The organism is Photobacterium sp. (assembly GCF_057456235.1).
Window position 1 is genome coordinate 292,962 of record NZ_JBVCPH010000002.1, and the last position, 18,086, is coordinate 311,047.

18 protein-coding genes are annotated in these 18,086 nt (G+C 48.6%); 5 read left to right on the forward strand and 13 right to left on the reverse strand.

The window, feature by feature from the left end; all coding sequences use genetic code 11:
- Positions 1-550 precede the first annotated feature (550 nt).
- Positions 551-1,210, reverse strand: a complete 660-nt coding sequence (locus AC2204_RS03945) for a potassium channel family protein (protein ID WP_318924182.1) — start codon at positions 1,208-1,210, stop codon at positions 551-553.
- A gap of 265 nt (positions 1,211-1,475) precedes the next feature.
- Here AC2204_RS03945 and AC2204_RS03950 point away from each other — a divergent pair, with 265 nt between their 5' ends.
- The gene (locus AC2204_RS03950) at positions 1,476-2,495 is read left to right on the forward strand and encodes an adenosine deaminase (protein WP_318924183.1); all 1,020 of its coding nucleotides are present in this window, start codon (positions 1,476-1,478) and stop codon (positions 2,493-2,495) included.
- Positions 2,496-2,572: 77 nt separating this feature from the next.
- Here the strand turns inward: AC2204_RS03950 and AC2204_RS03955 are convergent, their stop codons facing one another.
- A complete protein-coding gene (locus AC2204_RS03955) occupies positions 2,573-3,124 on the reverse strand; it encodes a hypothetical protein (RefSeq protein ID WP_318924184.1) in 552 nt (183 codons plus the stop codon).
- A 447-nt stretch (positions 3,125-3,571) separates the two neighbouring features.
- Here AC2204_RS03955 and AC2204_RS03960 point away from each other — a divergent pair, with 447 nt between their 5' ends.
- Complete coding sequence (locus AC2204_RS03960) at positions 3,572-4,054, forward strand: glutathione peroxidase (protein WP_318924185.1); 483 nt, start codon at positions 3,572-3,574, stop codon at positions 4,052-4,054.
- Positions 4,055-4,073: 19 nt separating this feature from the next.
- On the opposite strand, the gene AC2204_RS03965 is transcribed toward AC2204_RS03960, so the two are convergent.
- Positions 4,074-5,033, reverse strand: a complete 960-nt coding sequence (locus AC2204_RS03965; protein ID WP_318924186.1) for a CHAD domain-containing protein — start codon at positions 5,031-5,033, stop codon at positions 4,074-4,076.
- Between the two features lie 239 nt (positions 5,034-5,272).
- Here AC2204_RS03965 and hppD point away from each other — a divergent pair, with 239 nt between their 5' ends.
- The gene (gene hppD, locus AC2204_RS03970) at positions 5,273-6,349 is read left to right on the forward strand and encodes a 4-hydroxyphenylpyruvate dioxygenase (RefSeq protein WP_318924187.1); all 1,077 of its coding nucleotides are present in this window, start codon (positions 5,273-5,275) and stop codon (positions 6,347-6,349) included.
- A gap of 62 nt (positions 6,350-6,411) precedes the next feature.
- Here the strand turns inward: hppD and AC2204_RS03975 are convergent, their stop codons facing one another.
- Both AC2204_RS03975 and AC2204_RS03980 read right to left on the reverse strand, forming a co-directional pair.
- Positions 6,412-6,861, reverse strand: coding sequence for a hypothetical protein (locus AC2204_RS03975; RefSeq protein WP_318924188.1), 450 nt, complete (start codon positions 6,859-6,861; stop codon positions 6,412-6,414).
- Between the two features lie 1,227 nt (positions 6,862-8,088).
- On the reverse strand, positions 8,089-9,150 hold the full coding sequence (locus AC2204_RS03980) for a Preprotein translocase subunit SecY (RefSeq protein WP_413466669.1): 1,062 nt from the start codon (positions 9,148-9,150) through the stop codon (positions 8,089-8,091).
- Positions 9,151-9,557: 407 nt separating this feature from the next.
- Between AC2204_RS03980 and AC2204_RS03985 the strand changes: the two genes are divergently transcribed.
- A complete protein-coding gene (locus tag AC2204_RS03985; RefSeq protein ID WP_318924190.1) occupies positions 9,558-9,989 on the forward strand; it encodes an acyl-CoA thioesterase in 432 nt (143 codons plus the stop codon).
- A gap of 221 nt (positions 9,990-10,210) precedes the next feature.
- Here AC2204_RS03985 and AC2204_RS03990 read toward each other — a convergent pair whose 3' ends face one another.
- From AC2204_RS03990 to AC2204_RS04025, 8 genes are all read right to left on the reverse strand, one after another.
- Positions 10,211-10,675 (reverse strand): hypothetical protein, encoded by a 465-nt coding sequence (locus AC2204_RS03990; protein WP_318924191.1) that lies wholly within the window; start codon positions 10,673-10,675, stop codon positions 10,211-10,213.
- On the reverse strand, positions 10,672-10,998 hold the full coding sequence (locus AC2204_RS03995) for a hypothetical protein (protein ID WP_318924192.1): 327 nt from the start codon (positions 10,996-10,998) through the stop codon (positions 10,672-10,674). The genes AC2204_RS03990 and AC2204_RS03995 overlap by 4 nt, the downstream gene beginning before the upstream one ends.
- Entirely contained in the window at positions 10,995-11,615 is a 621-nt protein-coding gene (locus AC2204_RS04000) for a V-type ATP synthase subunit D (protein ID WP_318924193.1), read from the reverse strand. The genes AC2204_RS03995 and AC2204_RS04000 overlap by 4 nt, the downstream gene beginning before the upstream one ends.
- A complete protein-coding gene (locus tag AC2204_RS04005; protein WP_318924194.1) occupies positions 11,615-13,063 on the reverse strand; it encodes a V-type ATP synthase subunit B in 1,449 nt (482 codons plus the stop codon). The genes AC2204_RS04000 and AC2204_RS04005 overlap by 1 nt, the downstream gene beginning before the upstream one ends.
- Positions 13,045-14,757, reverse strand: coding sequence for a V-type ATP synthase subunit A (locus AC2204_RS04010; RefSeq protein ID WP_318924195.1), 1,713 nt, complete (start codon positions 14,755-14,757; stop codon positions 13,045-13,047). Before AC2204_RS04010 ends, AC2204_RS04005 begins: the two co-directional genes overlap by 19 nt.
- Positions 14,732-15,322, reverse strand: a complete 591-nt coding sequence (locus AC2204_RS04015; protein ID WP_318924196.1) for a hypothetical protein — start codon at positions 15,320-15,322, stop codon at positions 14,732-14,734. The genes AC2204_RS04010 and AC2204_RS04015 overlap by 26 nt, the downstream gene beginning before the upstream one ends.
- A gap of 238 nt (positions 15,323-15,560) precedes the next feature.
- On the reverse strand, positions 15,561-15,908 hold the full coding sequence (locus AC2204_RS04020) for an ATP synthase subunit C (protein WP_318924197.1): 348 nt from the start codon (positions 15,906-15,908) through the stop codon (positions 15,561-15,563).
- Positions 15,889-17,451: a V-type ATPase 116kDa subunit family protein gene (locus tag AC2204_RS04025; protein WP_318924198.1), complete on the reverse strand. Its 1,563-nt coding sequence runs from the start codon at positions 17,449-17,451 to the stop codon at positions 15,889-15,891. The genes AC2204_RS04020 and AC2204_RS04025 overlap by 20 nt, the downstream gene beginning before the upstream one ends.
- A gap of 233 nt (positions 17,452-17,684) precedes the next feature.
- Between AC2204_RS04025 and AC2204_RS04030 the strand changes: the two genes are divergently transcribed.
- On the forward strand, positions 17,685-18,074 hold the full coding sequence (locus AC2204_RS04030) for a redoxin family protein (protein WP_318924199.1): 390 nt from the start codon (positions 17,685-17,687) through the stop codon (positions 18,072-18,074).
- The last annotated feature ends 12 nt before the right edge of the window (positions 18,075-18,086 follow it).

An 18,086-nucleotide genomic window follows, 5' to 3' on the forward strand; every position in this document is an offset into this window, starting at 1 on the left:
GAATATGTAGCTCCCGTGAGCTCATGAACTTCAATCATAGATTTGCCATTATATCAGGCAAAATTTAATAGAAATTTCAGCCTCCTCAAAAAGAAACCCTACTTTCATCAATTTACCGAGGCTTTGTTGAAACGTTCAGATAACACCCAATTATTCCATTAGCACTGAGTTCCGTTATCATAGACGGCCTTTCATTCCGGTTAGCTTTTAATCCTTGTATAAAGGGCTGTGCTATTTTAATCAGCTTTTCTGCTTCTAATTTTAAGATAGTTTAATGAACCATTTGTTCCGAAACAACGAAGGTTGCTGAATAACTATTACCTTGGTGTGATCGTAAATGAATACCAGATGTTGGTTTTCCTAGATGATAAATAAAGGGGGAGTATTTTTTTAGCCGGGAATAATAATATTATCAATGTCTGAGAATGAATTGTCGCCATTTAATATTCAGGTGGTCATATAAATATCTGATTGCCACCGAGTCTCAGCTAACAAACGTGAGAAGAGGTATCGGTGTCGTTTGAATACTTGAAATATCAGGCATTTTCCGTTAGTTATTCTGTGTGTCTTGCCGCGCATTGACCAGGCTTGAGACGACAATGGCCATATAAAATACCCCGGCAATGGCTTCAAGATAGACTAACACTTGAGCCACCGGTGATACCGGGCTGATGTCGCCATACCCTAGCGTGGTCAGGGTAACAAAACTAAAATAGGCCGCTGTTGAGAAGTTATCACCCCAGGGGGCCGGTTCGAGGCCCTTAATGGCATAGGGCGAAAATTCAATAATAAGTAGATAGGCCATAGCCCAGATAAGGCCCAGCAATAAGAAAAGGGCGACAGATCCGATGATCTTGTTACCGTCAATCGCGCCGGTAAACAAGATCTGCCGAGCTGTCGATTTAAAAGTACCAGCGAAAAAAATCAGTACTAATGTCATCATGACAGTGTTAGTGGCCGTCAGGTTTAGGAAATTATGGACCAGGATGGTGGCCACCATACAGGCGCTGATGGTAAGAAGAAATCGATACCAGTTTTGATCGATTTTCAGACTGATTAAGCACACCAGAAAAACCACGATAATGAAAAATTGCAGGAAGTAATCGAGAAGCCCTTGAGGTAATGCCTGCGCCAGCGACGATGCAACCAGTAGAGCAATCAGGGAAAAGGTAAGATAAAAAAAGTTATTTTTCTTGGTAATGACTGTCATTGCCGGTTCCTCAGCGAATTCTTCAGTAGGGTATCACCTTTTAGTTAATCAAAAGAAAATACGTGAATAAAGACAATATTAGAATATGGCTGAAGGTCAGAAGGCAAAACCTAACACATCGTTATTAACCCTATCGGTTCGGATACAATTTGTATATAACCCAGCGAGTGTCACTCCTTCTTTTGCTTGTTTTAGCTACACTATTGTTAATTAAATTAATTTTAGAAATCTCTTGGTTACCTGAGATTGAATGGGAGGGAATAGAATGGATGGATTTATCAAAACCTTGCCGAAGGTCGAACTGCATCTTCATATCGAGGGAACATTAGAGCCTGAACTGATGTTTGAACTGGCACAGCGTAACAACATTGAATTACCTTATCAGAATGTGGATCAGGTTCGCCAGGCGTATGAGTTTGACGATCTGCAGTCATTTCTTGAGCTTTATTATCAAGGTGCTCAGGTACTGCAAACGGAGAGAGATTTTTATGATTTGACGTGGGCGTATTTGCAACGCTGTAAAATGGATCATGTTGTTCACACCGAGATCTTTTTTGATCCGCAAGCGCATACCGCGCGAGGGATTTCATTTGAGACGGTTATCAATGGTATTGCCAGGGCGCAGCAACATGGCAGAGAACAGTTAGAAATCAGTAGTCATCTTATCATGTGTTTCTTGCGTCACCTGAGTGAACAAGATGCCATTGAAACCTTGCAGCAGGCATTACCCTACAAAGATCAAATTATTGGGGTCGGGCTGGATTCATCCGAACAGGGACACCCGCCGGGTAAATTTCGTCATGTGTTTGAACAAGCGAGAGATCAGGGCTTTCTCACTGTTGCTCATGCTGGTGAAGAGGGGCCAGCCAGTAATATCTGGGATGGGATCAAATTACTTCATATCGCGCGTATTGACCATGGTGTGCGCTGTGTTGAGGATGAGGCATTGGTGAAGCACCTTGCGACGACCCGCATTCCATTGACGGTGTGCCCGCTATCGAACGTCAAGCTCAAGGTTTTTCCCACCATGGCCGATCATAATGTGCTCGAGTTGCTGCGCAAAGGTTTGTGTGTGACCATTAATTCCGATGATCCGGCCTATTTCGGCGGGTATATGACTGAGAATTATCTTGCCGTTGCCCATGCTCTTGACGCCTCCAAGCTGGAAATGGCGCAGTTCAGTCAAAATGCCATTGAAGCCAGTTTTCTTGATACCCGGCAAAAATCAGAATTACAGCAGCGGTTGCAGCATTATATGGATCAGCAATTCAAACCGATATTGTGAAATCAGGACAAGTTTTTCCACATAGGCTGAGCGAAAATCCATACGCTCAGCACTGAGGTGGTTAAGGTATAAAGTGATTACTTTAGCCACTTTTTGATGGTTTCAAACAGGGTTGCAGCGGAGGTGTTTTTGCTGGCCTGTTCGACCCCGATATAATATGCCCGCATAAAGCCGGAACGGGTTGGCTCGGCGGCATGTGTCGTTGAAGGCTCTAGCGAGCCTGGCATCAGTGCCTGTGCGATCTGTCCTGCATGATCATTGGCATAGCTGAAATCGATGCCAGTATAACCCTGCACCATAAACCACACTGTGGTGATCACCGTTAATCGTTGGCTATCCGTTGCCACAAATTTACCTGCATGGTCAGCGCCGACAGTGTCCTCGAAAACCTGCTTCATATTCTGCAGACTCTGACTCTTCTGTTGATAGTCTGCGACAGCTTCGTTCTGGGCCTTGGTCATCACGCCAAGCAGTAAATGATGTGGTGATTTGTCTGGCTTCTGTTGGCAAACAGAGACAAAAAAAGGAGAACATACCGCAATAAATTGGTCCAGTTCACTGCGTTCTTGTTCGCTAAAGGGCAGGTCATGTAATCCCATGACACATAATTCATTCAATAAGTCAGGCATGATTCTAACTATTAGGGACATTAATCAGATCGCAGTATACGGAATTTAGACTGAAAAAGCAGAGTCTGGTGCGGCCAAATTGATTGTGTGCGTTTTTTCTCCAGTCTCTGCTTTGGTTGTCCTTTTTCTATAGTCCAGTCCGATCAAACTTAACCGCGATCAGAATCTTTCATAATACCGCGGGTGTATTCAAGCCATAACAAAATGAATGCTCCGCGAAGGCGTCAAGATGCGAGAGAGATGAATATTTGTTGTCGTCGAGAACGATTATTGCGTGAGGGTAGAGCAAATATTCTACTTAGGTCTGAAAATGATATATTTTCAGTGTATAACATTAACTTGAATGACATTGTATTAAGCTAGTGTTACGCCCGATGAAATGGATAGCTAACGGGGCCATATTGTGACTATTTGCCCTGTGCTCAAGAGCCTAATAGGAGATGGATGATGACAAGTTTTTATGAACTTTCCGCTAATAACATTCGTGGTGAAAACGTATCGATGAGCGATTTCGCCGGTAAAGTGGTGCTGGTGGTCAATACCGCCAGTGAGTGTGGTTTGACGCCACAATATCAAGGGCTGCAAGATCTGTATGCTAAGTATAACGATCAGGGATTAGTGGTTTTAGGTTTCCCATGCAATCAATTTGGCGGGCAAGAGCCTGGCGAGAATCAACAAATAGCAGAAGCGTGTCAGATTAATTATGGTGTCGAATTTCCCATGTTCGAAAAGGTGGATGTGAACGGCCATAACAGCCATGAGATTTTTAAGTATCTGACCCAGGCTTTGCCAGGCACACTTGGCAAAAATGTGAAGTGGAACTTTACCAAGTTTCTGATCGGCCGGGATGGTAAGCCGTTAAAGCGTTATGCGCCAACGAAGAAGCCAGAATCACTGGAAGCCGATATTGTACGACAACTCAAGCGTTAACCAACGCATGGTATGGCGCTCATCGGTATAAGGATTGATAGCTGTCAATGTTTTGCTGGTCGGAAAAATCGATGAGCTGCTGAATAATCTGATGTTTTGCCGTAATATGTTGTTGCTCAGCAATGGCTAATAATCGTTCAACGGCCAGGTATCGGTGGCTGTTCGGCTTTCTTGCGGCCAGATAATCGGCTAAAAACACCTGTTGGATCGATGAATCATTAAACTCACCAAGCAGATCCTGTAACTGCTTTAAGGTTGAGATTTGTTTTTTTACCTGCTTGGCCGGAAACAGTGGCAAGAAGTATTCGAGCAGGTACCTCAGTTTTTTACACTCAATACGTAGTTGGTGAAGATTGCTATCCGGGCTGTCACTATCGATTGCCTGGCTGAGTATCAGCACTTTCTGAGCGCGCTTCCAAATAATCGTTGGACCAAATTTCCGGCAGGATATTTGTCCCGCTTCGGTGGGGGCCTGAGAGAGCCTTTCAAGATGTTCGTTGACTTGTCTGCACTGCTGCTTGTAATTGTCTGTTTTAATCCATTGTTTTAAATCCTTAAAAGCCTTGTTCCGCTTGTTTTGCAAGTCGTCAAAAAAGCGCGCTAACCCCTGATGATGCTTGTGTTCAAGGCCAGCATAGTAGTCATCCATCTTATGAAGATAGACATCTAAATCACGTAGCAGATTGGTTTTTTGCATCATCCTTTTTAAGGTAGTCGCCAGCATCTCGCTCTGCTCTGGCTGAAAAAGCCCTTTAAGCAGGCTGATAATAGCCCGGCTGCGACGCAGCGAAACCCGGTACTGATGTAAGAATTCATCATCGTCATCCCTCAATAATCCGGCTTCATGCAGGCGTGCATGGTGAAACTCGGTGATCAGGAAAGAAGAGGTAGGAAGATAAATGTCTGTTTTTGCATCAATATTAATCTTGTCTTTTTTTCGTTTTGGCAATTTAAGCTTATCTCTTTTTGTTACGTTCATTGTTTCCTCCCTACTATTAAATCTAGTACCACTTGGCCCAGAATTTGATTAATTCGTCAGTAAATCAAAATAAATAGACCCAAGGTACCTATCGCGATAGGAATGGCTGTCCCCCTCCATTGGCAAGCATGCTTTACAAATGCCGTTTACATTTTAATAACACTTCTCTCGTTGTGAACTTCTCATCTATTACTCATTAGTGCTAGTTCTATTAGTAGGCACAAATTGAGGAAAAACAGATGGAAAATCCCCGCTTTAATCCAATGGGAACGGATGGCTTTGAGTTTGTTGAATTTACCGCGCCAACCTCTAAGGGGATCGCGAATTTGAAAAACCTGTTTCGATTAATGGGGTTTGCTGAAATTGCGAAACACAAACACAAAGCTGTTTGGCTATACCGGCAGGGTGATATCAATTTTATCGTTAATGGTGAAACACATTGTCAGGCTGAAGGGTTCGCTTCTCTTCATGGTGCGAGTGTGAATGCGATGGCATTTCGCGTGGCGGACTCGAGCCAGGCACTGGCCTATGCGGTTAAACAGGGGGCAACAGCGTGTGTACCGCAGGCTGGCCCGATGGAGCTGAATATTCCTGCGATTTACGGTATCGGCGAATCGTTAATTTATCTGGTTGATCGCTTTGGCGAGCACGATATCTACGAAATCGATTTTGATTATTATCCAGACTATCAGCGTAAACTCGCTGATTTAGATGCCGGGTTAGAAGTTATCGATCATCTCACGCACAATGTTCAGCGTGGAAATATGGACTTATGGTCAAACTTCTATGAGAAAATTGCCAACTTCCATGAAATTCGCCACTTTGATATTAAAGGTAAAATGACGGGATTGCTGTCGCGGGCGATGACAGCCCCTTGCGGAAAGATCCGTATCCCGATCAATGAATCTCATGATGATAAATCACAAATTGCCGAGTACCTTGAAAAATACAATGGGGAAGGGATCCAGCATATCGCCCTGAGTACCCGGGATATTTACAGCACGGTGAGAAAACTTAAACAGGGCGGGCTGAGATTTATGGATACGCCGGATACCTATTACGAAGGGATAAATCAGCGCGTCAAGGGCCATGAAGAAGATGTAGAAAAGCTCAATGAGCTGAAGATCCTTATCGATGGTGACGAAACGGGTATTTTGTTGCAGATTTTTACCGATACCGTGATTGGTCCGGTTTTCTTCGAAATTATCCAGCGTAAAGGTAATCAGGGCTTTGGCGAAGGTAACTTCCAGGCTCTGTTTGAATCTATTGAGTTAGATCAGATCCGTCGTGGTGTTTTGGATGCGCCTGATTCGTAAGTGCTTCCATTAAGTCTATACCCAAACAGCATCTTGAACTGGTTTGGGTATCACCACTGATCTTAGAATCTAATTTGCGAGTCCAGAGTCACAACTGCGTTATAATTTTTGGCATCGATTAAACCGACAGGCACTATTCCTAAATTTAAGCTGAAGTGGGTCATGGGTAATATTCGCAGATAGGGTTGGGCTAATGGCACTACATCCATGCCTGACTCTGCTTTATATCCGGTCGCGCCACCCAGGCGAATGCCGAAACCCAGGTAGGGGTTAGCGTCGTACTCGAAGGCCTTGTATACCGCAACGCTTTGGCGGCTGTAACTATTCTTGAAGCTTATAACGCCGTACCCGGCATACTCAGCGCCAATGCCAAGGTTTGACTCATTCAGTTTAACGCATGGGTCATTTGCGCAGAAAAAATGTTTACTTGCCAGCGGGATTGTCATGCGAAAGTCACTGGCACTAGCCGGAACAGCAGCAAAGGCGAGTAAGATCGCTAATGCTATTTTCATTTTGGTTTCCTGTTATTGTATAAAATTTGATACTCATTGCGCACCAAAAGACCTTAAAGGCATAACCTTTAACGAACTGTCGTTTTGATAGCATTATTTTTAATTCAGAGAGTTAGCGGTAGATTATAAAACCGTTCAATCATTTAGTTTATCGTTATACTTTATCCATTAAGTCGCGGGTAAATAACGACATCTTCGTTATCCAATGCCAATAGAAATAACCCAGTTAATCGTAAGGCAATTGTTTATATATATCGTCTTTGTCTGCCAATATAGGCAACGTATCACGCTGAATATTGTCTGTAATATTTTTAACCAAGATGAGTTCAAACTGAATGTCGAGGTTGTCACGTGAATGCTAAAAAACGAAAATGTACCCCATGCTGTTGATTTTATTTGGCTTTGATTTTTATTTCTGTCTCTCCACATCTGTTGTTCTGGCTTGCATATGCAATGCCGACACTCTTCTTTCGTACGCCACATAGTGGCCAAAAAACACATTTAGTCAAATGGCTTTGTTCTAAAATGAGTGATAAAACCTTCTCAAAAATGAGAAATGTAACTATTTATCAAGATAACTTTTTGAGACAGAAAAGATTTAAATTTATAATTTTTTAATTAATGGAATCGCGTATTTTTTAACAGTAACAAAAACAAATGAAACATAAGGCATAATAAATTCACTTGTAACTTCTTGATAGTAAAATTTAGGCCTAATGTAATTTCTGTAAAAAGAAAATATTATAAACGTGATATGAAGCTCATTACTTTTGTCTGGTTTTTTGGTCACTGTGCGGCTTTCTGATTGCTCGTCGGACACAGTATATTGCAGTGGTTTGGTTTAGGTATTGACCTGAAAATTATTTCAGCGTACAGTTTTTCTGTTCAGCGTACACGTGTATGCTGAATGGTTTTTTAAACGTTCTAACGAGCTGAAGCGTTTACGTTTAACAGTTAAGTGGAACGAATCAGTCGACTTTAGCAGGCCAATATCTCGATAACCAAAGGTTAACAATAATGATGAAACGAATAAGAAACTGGTGGGTACTGAAATTACTCAGATCGGATGACGATTGGAGTACTGATTTTATTTCAGAATATTTTTGATACCAATGACTGAATTCAGCGGGTAGTTGGTAATAACAGACCGAACGTATTCACGTTCGGTCTGTTGTTGGATTTCGATGCGTGAGGTTATGAACCTGCTAGCGATCAATCAGGAGGGGATTAGCACTCTGCCTCGCCATGCCACTGATAATGGTTGTTGGGTTTTTTACTGACAAAGCCTTCAGCCAGTAGTTTTTTGAAGATCTCGTCGACTTCCTCACTGTTTGTTTTCAAAAAGCGAGTCATCGCACGTTTACTGCAGTTTACCTGATTCTGGCTAAGCGCCTCAATTGCTTGCTCATAGACGCTCTTAGGCTCTTCTGGCTCCTGTGCTTCAGCGATAACCGGATCATCAATCTCGCTGGTGCCAAATTCCGAAGGGTTTATCTGGTGGGTCAGCAACTCAGGATCGCGATGTTGTGTGCGATTGTAGGCGTCAATCGTAATCGGATTCAGGCGGCGAAATTGATTTCGAAACCGCAGCTCCTCACCAATGAGTCCAACAAAAAAGGCCGCGAAAAAATCAAGCAGTACCGAGAGAAAGACCACCAGGCCTAGCTGGGCTGTCTGGGTCTGAATATTGAGCGATTTTGCCAGGCTATCAATCAGGCCTAGCACCGAGCCCTGGCTGACGACGGGCAAACTATCGCGCTCTGTCGCCAACTCTTGCTGCTGCAGGCGCAACTTATCGTTGGCTTTTTGAATACGTGTCACCCCGGTGGCGATACGTTCCATCTGGATATATTTCTCGGCGGCAACATTATTGAGTTCAATCTGCTTCTCGATGGCATCGATCTGCATGTTGTAGCTATTCACCTTGCTCTGTTGAACATTAACGTGGTTCTGAGCCTTGTTCGTGGCGCTGTTTATGCCACCGACAGAGCCGCCAATCGAGATGGCGGCCAAAACGGTATAAAATGCAAAGGCAGAGAATGCCCCCGCGTAATGGCGACGGGCTTTACGTTCGCCGACTTCATACCAGGCAAAAAACTTACCCAGCTCAAAAATAACCGCGAGGCCACCGAACAGCACCTGCATCAGCGGATCATCATCAATTGACAGGAATAGAAGCAAAGAGAACACAATGGAGGCGAGAATCGACGCGCCGGTGAAGCTGTAAACCGTCCACATCGCGAACGTCCCTTTCGGGTATCTTACGGGTAAATTCTGGTTGTAAAGCATAAAAGAGTATCTGTGTCGATGAGCGCTAATGCACATTAGCTTGTCAGCTATGCCGCCAAGCAATAATAAAGGGACGGCAAGGATACCCTAAAAAACAAGCTGAACCCTTATAAAACCTGGCTTCGCAAGGTTTATCGATGAAAATTCACACGCAGCTTTCATAACTGTTCAATACTTAAGCATTCGTAGTTTGCAAACTCTTCCATAACAATATCTGCGTGCTACAAACCACGAGTAATTGGCTGCGGTGAAGTGCTCAATTCTAAAAATACTGACTCAAAATGGAACGGGAGTTGTTGCAAGAATGTTAGATTGGGGCTAGGTTAATTACTCTAACAATAGATAATTAGCCAACCTGAAGATCAGGTATAGCCATTTTATTTTTAAAAGAAATGACGGGAGCAAACATGGACGACATGCTGAAAGATTATCCGGTGATCACCGAAATTCCTGTTGCCTGGGGGGAGATGGATGCCCTGAATCATGTTAATAACGTCGTTTATTTTCGCTATTTTGAAACCGCCAGGATCGATTACTTCAATAAAGCCGCTTTGATGGCGGAAATGAAGCAAACAGGAGTGGGGCCGATATTGAGTGAAACAACCTGTCGATATAAGCTGCCCGTTACCTTCCCTGATACTTTATATGTCGGTTCACGCATTTCTGAGATTAAAGCCGACAGGTTCACAATGGCTTATGAAATTGTCAGTAAGAAACTCGGCAGAACCACGACGGTCGGTTGTGCTGAAGTGGTGATGTTTGACTTTAAAACGAATGAAAAAGCCAACTTGTCGCAACATCTGCTTGATACCATCTCATCAATAGAAGGCAGTGTTTGACAGAACAATAAGTGGTTTGATTGAATTAAAGTCTGTTAGCGATATCGACATTGCATCTGGCGTCGTTAATCAGCACTTTGGCGTAGGGGCTTCCAGTCAAAGGCACAAAGCGAACCTGTAACCGTTTCTTGGTGATCACCGAACCGCCCGCAGCTCTGCGCATGTCCAATGATTGCTGGGCCATATAAAGATTACATCTGTACCGCGGTCAGGCAAGAGGCTCATGTTGGTCCGTGCAACGGACCTCTTTCTGCCCGCCAGGCGCGCAACACCCGTGACAGCCAGGCGGCAATTTCCCTGTGTTCAGGGCGGGTCGACAGCCAGTTCAGCAGGGCATCGATCAGTTCATCATCCAGGTCCAAGTCGATGGTTTTTCCGCTTAGGGCGGCTTGTCGTGCCGCCAAACTGCGGTTATGAGCACGTTCAGCCCGCGCCAGGAATTCATCGATCAGCGGTTGCTCCGGAATGTTGTTCGAGAGGCGTCGCAGATCCCTTAACGCTTGCCTCTCGATATCCAGATGTAGCTCCACCCCTGAAGCCTGACGGTAGCGCTGCTGCCACTTGCGACACTTGACCACCAGGGGCCGCAGCGGTGGATCCAGCCAGTAGAGGAAACGCTGCATTTCGTTATCGAAGTCAAGCAGTGGGCCTGCACACTTCAGCTTGGTCCAGAGCGCCGCTTTCATGGTTGCGTTATCCGCCTGACTAACCAGCGCACCAGCGCTGTGCGTTGAACGGCATGACGCTGCTGAAGTCGCTCTATTTGGTTGGATGTTTCCTGGGCAAGCCGTTGCTGTTCGTTAGTCAATGCCTCGAGGTAGATCTGTTTCTCCTGTTCGAATGTCTGCTCCAGCGCGGTTAACTGCTCCTGGAGCTCATGTTCCAGTTGTTTACGTCTGTCGCTTAGTTGTTGCTCGGCGGCCGCTTCTGCCTGGCGGATTTTTTCGGCCGCCGCCTGTTCAGCTTCTGACAATTTAGCTACAAACTCTTCCAGCTCGTTCTGTTTCATAGCAGGCGGGCCTTTAATCGCTTGATCTGAAAGATTGTCTCCCTTTCTTTCTCCTCAAGTTGCTGTTCGATGCGATTTTTTTCCCGGGCCAGTTCGGGAATAATGACCTGATTCAGTGCATTTACCTGGCGGTGACACTGCTTTAAGGCAGCTGCGATCCGGCGGATATTGGTCTCAAGCGCCATCAATTTCACCAGTTCGGGCATCAGCTCCCCGAGCTTCCCGCGTACCTGTTCAGGGCGGATCCCGATCTGCGTGACCGACCCCAGCAGCTTAAGTGTCGGCTTCAGTTGGGAGAGCTCCGCCAGCTCGACCGACATCCAGCGGTGGCTGTTGTCTTGCAAGGGGGCGGGCTGTTCCACCGTGTCGGCTAACTGCTTCATTGTCTGAAAAGATTCATGTTTAAGCGTATCCAGCCAGTGATTCTGGATCACCGCCCAGGCTTGGGTGACCTCCTGCCTGAGTGTTTTGGCTTGTTTTAGCTGCTTCAGGCCCTCCGCCATCAGCATATCGCGTTTGCGCTCCAGCAGATCAAGGCCTTCCCGCGAAACCTTCAGCTCGGTCTTGATGCTGACCAGCTCTGCCTTGGTGGCTGGTCGGTGAACGGTGATCGGCATCAGTCTTTCTCCCTCTCAAGGTCCGGATCCAGACCTTCATTCAGAAGTGTTCCATGGGTTTCGAGCATCGTAGCACTCAACCGGCTCAGCTCTTCTCTGGGCAGACAGCCCAATACACGCCAGCCGATATCGAGGCTCTCTTCGATGCTGCGATCTTCGGTGAGATCCTGGGCAATAAATGACTGCTCCAGGCACTTGCCGAATTCAAGGTAGCATCTGTCGACTGATGACAGATCTCCTTCCCCCACGATGCGGGTCATCATGCGAACTTCTTCGGTACGGGCATAGGCGGCATAGAGTTGTTCCATCAGAGGTTGATGGTCACCGCGGGTCAACCCCTGGCCAACACCGTCGGCCATGAGCCGAGACAAGGAGGGCGGCAGGTTGATCGGGGGGTAGATGCGCTGTCGAAACAGGTCGCGGGAGAGGACAATCTGTCCCTCGGTGATGTAGCCTGTCAGATCTGGGATCGGATGGGTGATGTCATTGCTGGGCATGGTCAGGATCGGAATTTGGGTAATGGATCCGGACTTGTCCTTGATTCGCCCGGCACGTTCGAAAATCGTGGCGAGATCACTGTAGAGGTAACCGGGATAGCCCTTTCGGGAGGGGATGTCCCCCCGTGCGGTAGCGATTTCCCGCAGTGCTTCGCCGTATATTGTCATGTCGGTGAGTATGACCAGCACATGCAGGCCCAGCTCAAACGCGAGGTATTCGGCGGCAGTCAGGGCTACCCGTGGTGTCAGTAACCGTTCCATGACCGGATCGTCAGCCAGATTGAGAAAGGAGACCGTACGCCCGGATATCTCTTCGGCAAATCGTACGGCGACATCATGCTTGATGCCGATGGCCGCAAACACCACCACCAGTTCTTCACTGCTGCTTTCGCCCGCTGCACTGTTGCTCAGATCCGGGCGGATCCTGGCCTGCTGAGCAATCTGGATGGCCAGTTGGTCATGGGGTAGCCCCGATGAGGAGAAGATCGGCAGCTTTTGACCCCGAACCAGGGCATTCATGGCATCAATACCGGCGATACCTGTCTGGATAAAATCATGGGGATACGCCCTTGCCGTTGGGTTGAGCGGGTTGCCGTTTATGTTCAGTGCGACTCCGGTCAAAGGCGGCCCTCCATCAATGGGGTCACCTACGCCGTTAAGACGTCGGCCGATGATGGACTCACTGACCGTTAAGGTGATCGGATGACCGAGGAAGCGGATTCGCTGTGAGCCCTTGGCTAGCCCTGTCGTGCCCTGAAACACTTCGATCATTACCTTGTCACCATCCAGCTGCGCCACCCGACCATGGCGGATCCGTCCCTTCCGATCGGCCACCTGAACCGCTTCACCAAAACCGATCCCGGGCAGCGCTGCCACCAAGGCGATCAGAGGGCCTTCAATCTGCTCCAACTGCGTGTAGATGATGGGATCTTTCATGGTGTGTGCTGCCATTTCATGATTTTTTCCGTTTCATCCGAACCCAGTTCATCCTTAAGCCGGATCAGTTCATTGAGTTTGAATTTGGCGAACGCTTCTCGGGCCGGCGTTGTATCATCGAGTAGGGCGCGGATCTGCCTGATGATCACCCTTAGCAGGCAGGCTTGTTTTTCCGGTGACGCAAAACGATCTTTCGCACTGAAGGCTGACTGCTGCAGGAACCCCTCCTTGACCACACGCTCTGCCATCAGGGTCTTTCGTTGGTGATCGGACAGCCCCTCCTCGCCCAGGATCCTGACAATGCCCTTTAACTTGTCTGCGGTAAGCAACAGACCGAGCAGTTCATCGCGATCCTGTTGCCAGTCGGGGGAGATTTTTTCCCACCACGGGGCGAGATCCACATCAAATTCAGAGTACGACTCCAAGGGGTGAATGGCAGGGAAGAAGCGGGCGTAGGCCAGATTTTTGTCCAGCATCCAGTAGGCTTTCACAAAACGCTGGGTATGCAGGGTGACGGGTTCGGAGAAATCGCCCCCCGGGGGGGAAACTGCACCGATGGCGGTTACGGAGCCGGTTTCATTGGCCAGGGTACGAACTCTTCCCGCCCGTTCATAAAATTCGGCGGTGCGACTCGGCAGATAGGCGGGAAAGCCCTCTTCTGCCGGCATCTCTTCTAGTCTCCCTGATATCTCTCTCAGCGCTTCCGCCCAACGGGAGGTCGAATCGGCCATCAGGGCCACGTCCAGTCCCTGGTCCCGGAAGTATTCCGCGATCGTGATGCCGGTGTAGATCGACGCTTCTCTGGCCGCCACCGGCATGTTGGAGGTGTTGGCTATCATGACGGTGCGCTCGATCAACGGGCGGTCAGTCCTGGGGTCGCGGAGCCGGGGGAAGTCTTCGAGCACGCCGGTGATCTCGTTGCCTCGTTCACCGCAGCCGATGTAGATGATGATGTCAGCGTCGCACCATTTGGCCAGGTTTTGCTGGGTCACCGTTTTTCCGGTACCGAACCCTCCCGGCATGGCCGCAGTGCCTCCTTTGGCGAGAGGGAAGAGAGTGTCGATAATGCGTTGCCCGGTAATGAGCGGTTGGTCTGGCATCAGCCGGTGACTCACTGGACGTTTGATGCGGACGGGCCAGCGGTGATAAAGATAAACTGGGCGTTCTTGTCCGTCGGCACTGCGGATCCGGGCGATGGTGTCCTCCAGTGTGTATTCGCCAGGTTCAGCGATATGGACCAGCTGGCCGGAGAGGTCGGGGGGCAGCAGGATTTTGTGGCTGGTGGTGGGGGTTTCCCTCACCAGACCTATGATGGCTCCGCCGCTGAGCTCGGCTCCCGTCTCCTGACTGGGTTCAAATGGCCAGGCCCGGGTTCGGCTCAACGCTGGCGCTTGTGCGCCTTGGCGAATAGACGGCCCAACCTGTTCTCGAATCAGGGTCAGCGGACGCTGGATACCGTCATAAATGGTGGACAACAGGCCGGGACCCAGCTCCACCGCCAGTGATGATCCACTGCCTGTGACCGGTTCGCCGATTTTGAGCTCGGTGGTGTCCTCGTAGACTTGAAGAAAGCATTCAGTCGGGGTCAGGCGGATGACCTCACCAATCAGACCCACATCGCCAACGGCAACACGATCGCCCATTGCGAACTGCTCTGAATGGTCACAGACAACTACGGGGCCACTAATCCTGATCGTTCGTGCTGACATCTTCAAGCCACCTTTGCCAGAGCTCAGGGATCAGCCTCTCCAATCGCTGTTCCCAGGAGCCGTCTATTTCGATATGCCTTTCCTTATTTTCAAGAATGGCCCCGCCTAACATCGGAGCCGGTGAGATAGAGGTGCACTTGAGGGTAAGGCTCTTCGGATCAATCTTCTCCGACCATAGGGGAGATATTTTGAGGTGCCAATTTAAGGTGGGATCCAGCAGTGGTGATACCTGCTCTATCCAGGATTCCAGGTAGTTGTGGTCCGGCGGTTGTTGCACCAGTAGTTGACGAGTATCTGCCAGAATCTCGTCGATACACTCCTGCTGGCAGCGCCAGAGATGCTGCTGTTGACGGGTTTCTGTTTCTCGCGTCGACTTGAGGCGAAGTTGTCGCAGCCGATTGGCATGGCTCTGTCGCAGATGGCTGGTCCGGGCGTGATAAACGCGTTGTTGTTCCTGTTCTAGTTGTTCTGCTCGGGATCGGTGATCCTGCTCAATCTGATCCAGTCGATGCCGGAGCTTTTGTTCCAACTCTTCGTACAGCTTCTCCAGAGTGTTGTGAGTCATAGACGCACCTCCTCTAGGCCGATGGCGTGGCCCAGCATCTTGCTCAGTTGTTCAGTCTCGCGCGAAGGGTGGGCGGGATCCGGTAGTCTCAGGTACGGTATTCGGTCGGTTTCTTCGGGAGGTGGCTCGTTCGCTCCAAGAAGTAGTCCGCAAGGCTCATCGCTTTTTCTGGTGGCAATGCCGAGCAGTTGAAACAGCAACCGCTCCTCCTCTGTGCCCTGAATGCGCAGCTCCATCATCACAGGGCTGCAATAATGATGATGGAGATGATCAGACCGTAGATGGCGATCCCTTCGGCCAGGCCCAGAATTACTATCACTCGTCCAAACAGCTCCGGTTTTTCTGAGATCGCCGCCACTGCTGCAGCGCCGACCTGACTGACGGCGATACCAGCGCCGATACTGGAGAGCCCCGTCGCCACCGCTGCCGCCATGTAACTGCCCCAGTGAGGAAGCATTTTGACGGCTTCCTGAGAGGGTTCCGCAGCAGCTTTGGGCATGAAATACAGCAGCAGACTAGAGAGTAGGATAAAAGAGCCCGCAGTGGTGCAGAGCCCCCAAACCCATTTATTGACTGATATCGGCATACTCATCAAAATGCTCCACGGAAAGTTTGAGGGGCTCGAACGGAATACCGTCTCCTGAGATAAATTTAGTAAACAATTCGTAAAAGTGCAGGCGAATCACCTGAATACAGACCAGAACCCCTTCGATGACGGTGATCAGAATGTTGCCGATCACAAAGATGCTACAGGCTAGCCAGGCGTGACCGGATAACAGCTCCACAATAATAACTAGCGCCATCGAGAGCGCGATATGGGCAAAAGCAAAGGCCGCCAGACGAACGAAGGAGAGGGTATGGACCACAAACTTAATTACAAAATCGTAGGTTTCCAGGAGCGTTGCAAAGAGGCGTAACACGATTGGGAGCTGCTCTTGCCGGGTGAAGTTGTGTAAGGCCATGCTGATCAGCCCAGCAGAAGCCATGCTCAGGCTGAGGTCCTGAATGGCTGGCCACTGCGCCCAAAAACCAAGAGCCAGGCCGATAAGGGAAAGGTAAAACAGCAGGCCGACGAGGCCAAAATTATCCCATAGACGCTCTTTAATGTGCCCACTCAACCAAGCGTTAACCAGACCGATAAACATGCTTATGCAAAGTACGCATATGCCGACAATAACGCTGATGGCAAGAGAGGTATACACCTCGTCCATTGGATGATAGATAAGAGCGGGGATCCAGTCTTCGCGGGCGAACAGGCTTCCGAACAGGATGCCGAATATGGCAGCTGAGAATCCAATCGGTATCAGCAACAACCCGGCATGGCGCCTTAATGTCGAGTTCGATCTCGGCCACCGTTGACTACATAGCCACAAACCCAGCAGGATCAGGAGCAATCCCTGTCCCAGGTCGGCAAACATCATCCCAAACATGAGCGTAAAGCTGATGCACAGCAGCGGTGTCGGATCGAGCTCGCGATAACCGGTGATCCCATATAGCCGTATCAGGGCCGCAAACCCCTCCAGGATCTTAGGTCGGCGAAACAAGCTGGGGACTCGGGTCAGGGAAAGACCGCTATCCTCTGCCGGGGTCAAGGCGATGCGCTCATGGTGCAATAGCTCAGCAAATGTTTCCGTTTGTTCTCTGGGGATCCAGCCATCAATAATGGCCCAATCCTCGACGTGGCCGATCTGCTCTGCCGTGGCCAAAAGCAGGTGGCATTGTTGTTCGGTGAGCGGTTGTTCGGTAAGCGCCAGTGGCGGTTGGTCGGGTAGAGGGAAGTAGGATTTCAGATCGGTCGGTGGGGTGTCTCCCACCCAGAGAAAAAGCTCGTTGTCGACCGGAATCGCGTCCTGGGGAAGCGAGGCTGAGCCGGATAATATTCCTATCTTATAACTGAGCAGCGGCTTCTTTGGAAGTGCTTCGAACAACTGCTCTGCGGCGTGAAAGCGCTGATGGCGTTGTCTGGCCTGGATCAACAGTTTTAATGGCTGGAGATCTTCCCCCTCTCCCAGAGAATGGCGGTCGATCGGTTGGAAGGCTTCCGTTTCAGACAGCAGTTGGAGGCAGGCGGCCAGGCGTTCCTTGGAAACAATCCAAGTCAGACGTGTCATATCTTCCGGAAATAACATAGTTTTTCCTTTCCTGATGATACGATGTGATTTGTGTCTTTTGCGGCTAGATAAAGTATTGGTCAAGCTGGCTGATTGCGCAAATGTCGCGCTGTATTTGCGTTACACCCTAAGTCACCGGATCGTTCTGCTTTGGGGGCAATGGACTGTGTGCAGCACAAAGATGAGTACTATGTATTATGATCTTAGAATGAGTTCGGTTAGCTGACTCTTTCGCTTACGGTGAATTCAGAATGTCGGTAGCCAACTATGTACGTGAATTGCATGTACAGGCTGCGAATCATTGGATGCACGGTCAACGTGTTGAAGATAACAAACTCAAATGTTCAGCTTTGACAAACATTGCAAGAAGAATACCGATGATGTTTACATTACAAGTTGGTGACAGGGCACCTGATTTCGAGTTGCCGGCAACCGATGGGAAGGTCTATAGCTTGGCTGATTTTACCGAAGCCAAGTTGCTGGTAGTCTTTTTTACCTACAACCATTGCCCCTTCGTCATCGGGTCAGATGAAGTCACCCGAGCGACGGCTGACAGGTTTAAAGGTAAGAGCGTTGCTTTTGTGGGCATCAACGCCAACAGCGAGAAGCCCCCCCGACGGATGATTTTGAGCATATGCTGAAACGAATGGAGG

Coding starts and splice junctions, on each gene's coding strand:
- AC2204_RS03955 (WP_318924184.1), bottom strand. CDS start 3,124: ATGCCTGACTTATTGAATGAATTATGTGTCATGGGATTACATGACCTG.
- AC2204_RS03975 (WP_318924188.1), bottom strand. CDS start 6,861: ATGAAAATAGCATTAGCGATCTTACTCGCCTTTGCTGCTGTTCCGGCT.
- AC2204_RS04025 (WP_318924198.1), bottom strand. CDS start 17,451: ATGTTATTTCCGGAAGATATGACACGTCTGACTTGGATTGTTTCCAAG.
- AC2204_RS03990 (WP_318924191.1), bottom strand. CDS start 10,675: ATGAAAGCGGCGCTCTGGACCAAGCTGAAGTGTGCAGGCCCACTGCTT.
- AC2204_RS03985 (WP_318924190.1), top strand. CDS start 9,558: ATGGACGACATGCTGAAAGATTATCCGGTGATCACCGAAATTCCTGTT.
- AC2204_RS04015 (WP_318924196.1), bottom strand. CDS start 15,322: ATGACTCACAACACTCTGGAGAAGCTGTACGAAGAGTTGGAACAAAAG.
- hppD (WP_318924187.1), top strand. CDS start 5,273: ATGGAAAATCCCCGCTTTAATCCAATGGGAACGGATGGCTTTGAGTTT.
- AC2204_RS03965 (WP_318924186.1), bottom strand. CDS start 5,033: ATGAACGTAACAAAAAGAGATAAGCTTAAATTGCCAAAACGAAAAAAA.
- AC2204_RS04005 (WP_318924194.1), bottom strand. CDS start 13,063: ATGGCAGCACACACCATGAAAGATCCCATCATCTACACGCAGTTGGAG.
- AC2204_RS03980 (WP_413466669.1), bottom strand. CDS start 9,150: ATGCTTTACAACCAGAATTTACCCGTAAGATACCCGAAAGGGACGTTC.
- AC2204_RS04020 (WP_318924197.1), bottom strand. CDS start 15,908: ATGCCGATATCAGTCAATAAATGGGTTTGGGGGCTCTGCACCACTGCG.
- AC2204_RS03960 (WP_318924185.1), top strand. CDS start 3,572: ATGACAAGTTTTTATGAACTTTCCGCTAATAACATTCGTGGTGAAAAC.
- AC2204_RS03995 (WP_318924192.1), bottom strand. CDS start 10,998: ATGAAACAGAACGAGCTGGAAGAGTTTGTAGCTAAATTGTCAGAAGCT.
- AC2204_RS04010 (WP_318924195.1), bottom strand. CDS start 14,757: ATGTCAGCACGAACGATCAGGATTAGTGGCCCCGTAGTTGTCTGTGAC.
- AC2204_RS03950 (WP_318924183.1), top strand. CDS start 1,476: ATGGATGGATTTATCAAAACCTTGCCGAAGGTCGAACTGCATCTTCAT.
- AC2204_RS04000 (WP_318924193.1), bottom strand. CDS start 11,615: ATGCCGATCACCGTTCACCGACCAGCCACCAAGGCAGAGCTGGTCAGC.
- AC2204_RS03945 (WP_318924182.1), bottom strand. CDS start 1,210: ATGACAGTCATTACCAAGAAAAATAACTTTTTTTATCTTACCTTTTCC.
- AC2204_RS04030 (WP_318924199.1), top strand. CDS start 17,685: ATGTCGGTAGCCAACTATGTACGTGAATTGCATGTACAGGCTGCGAAT.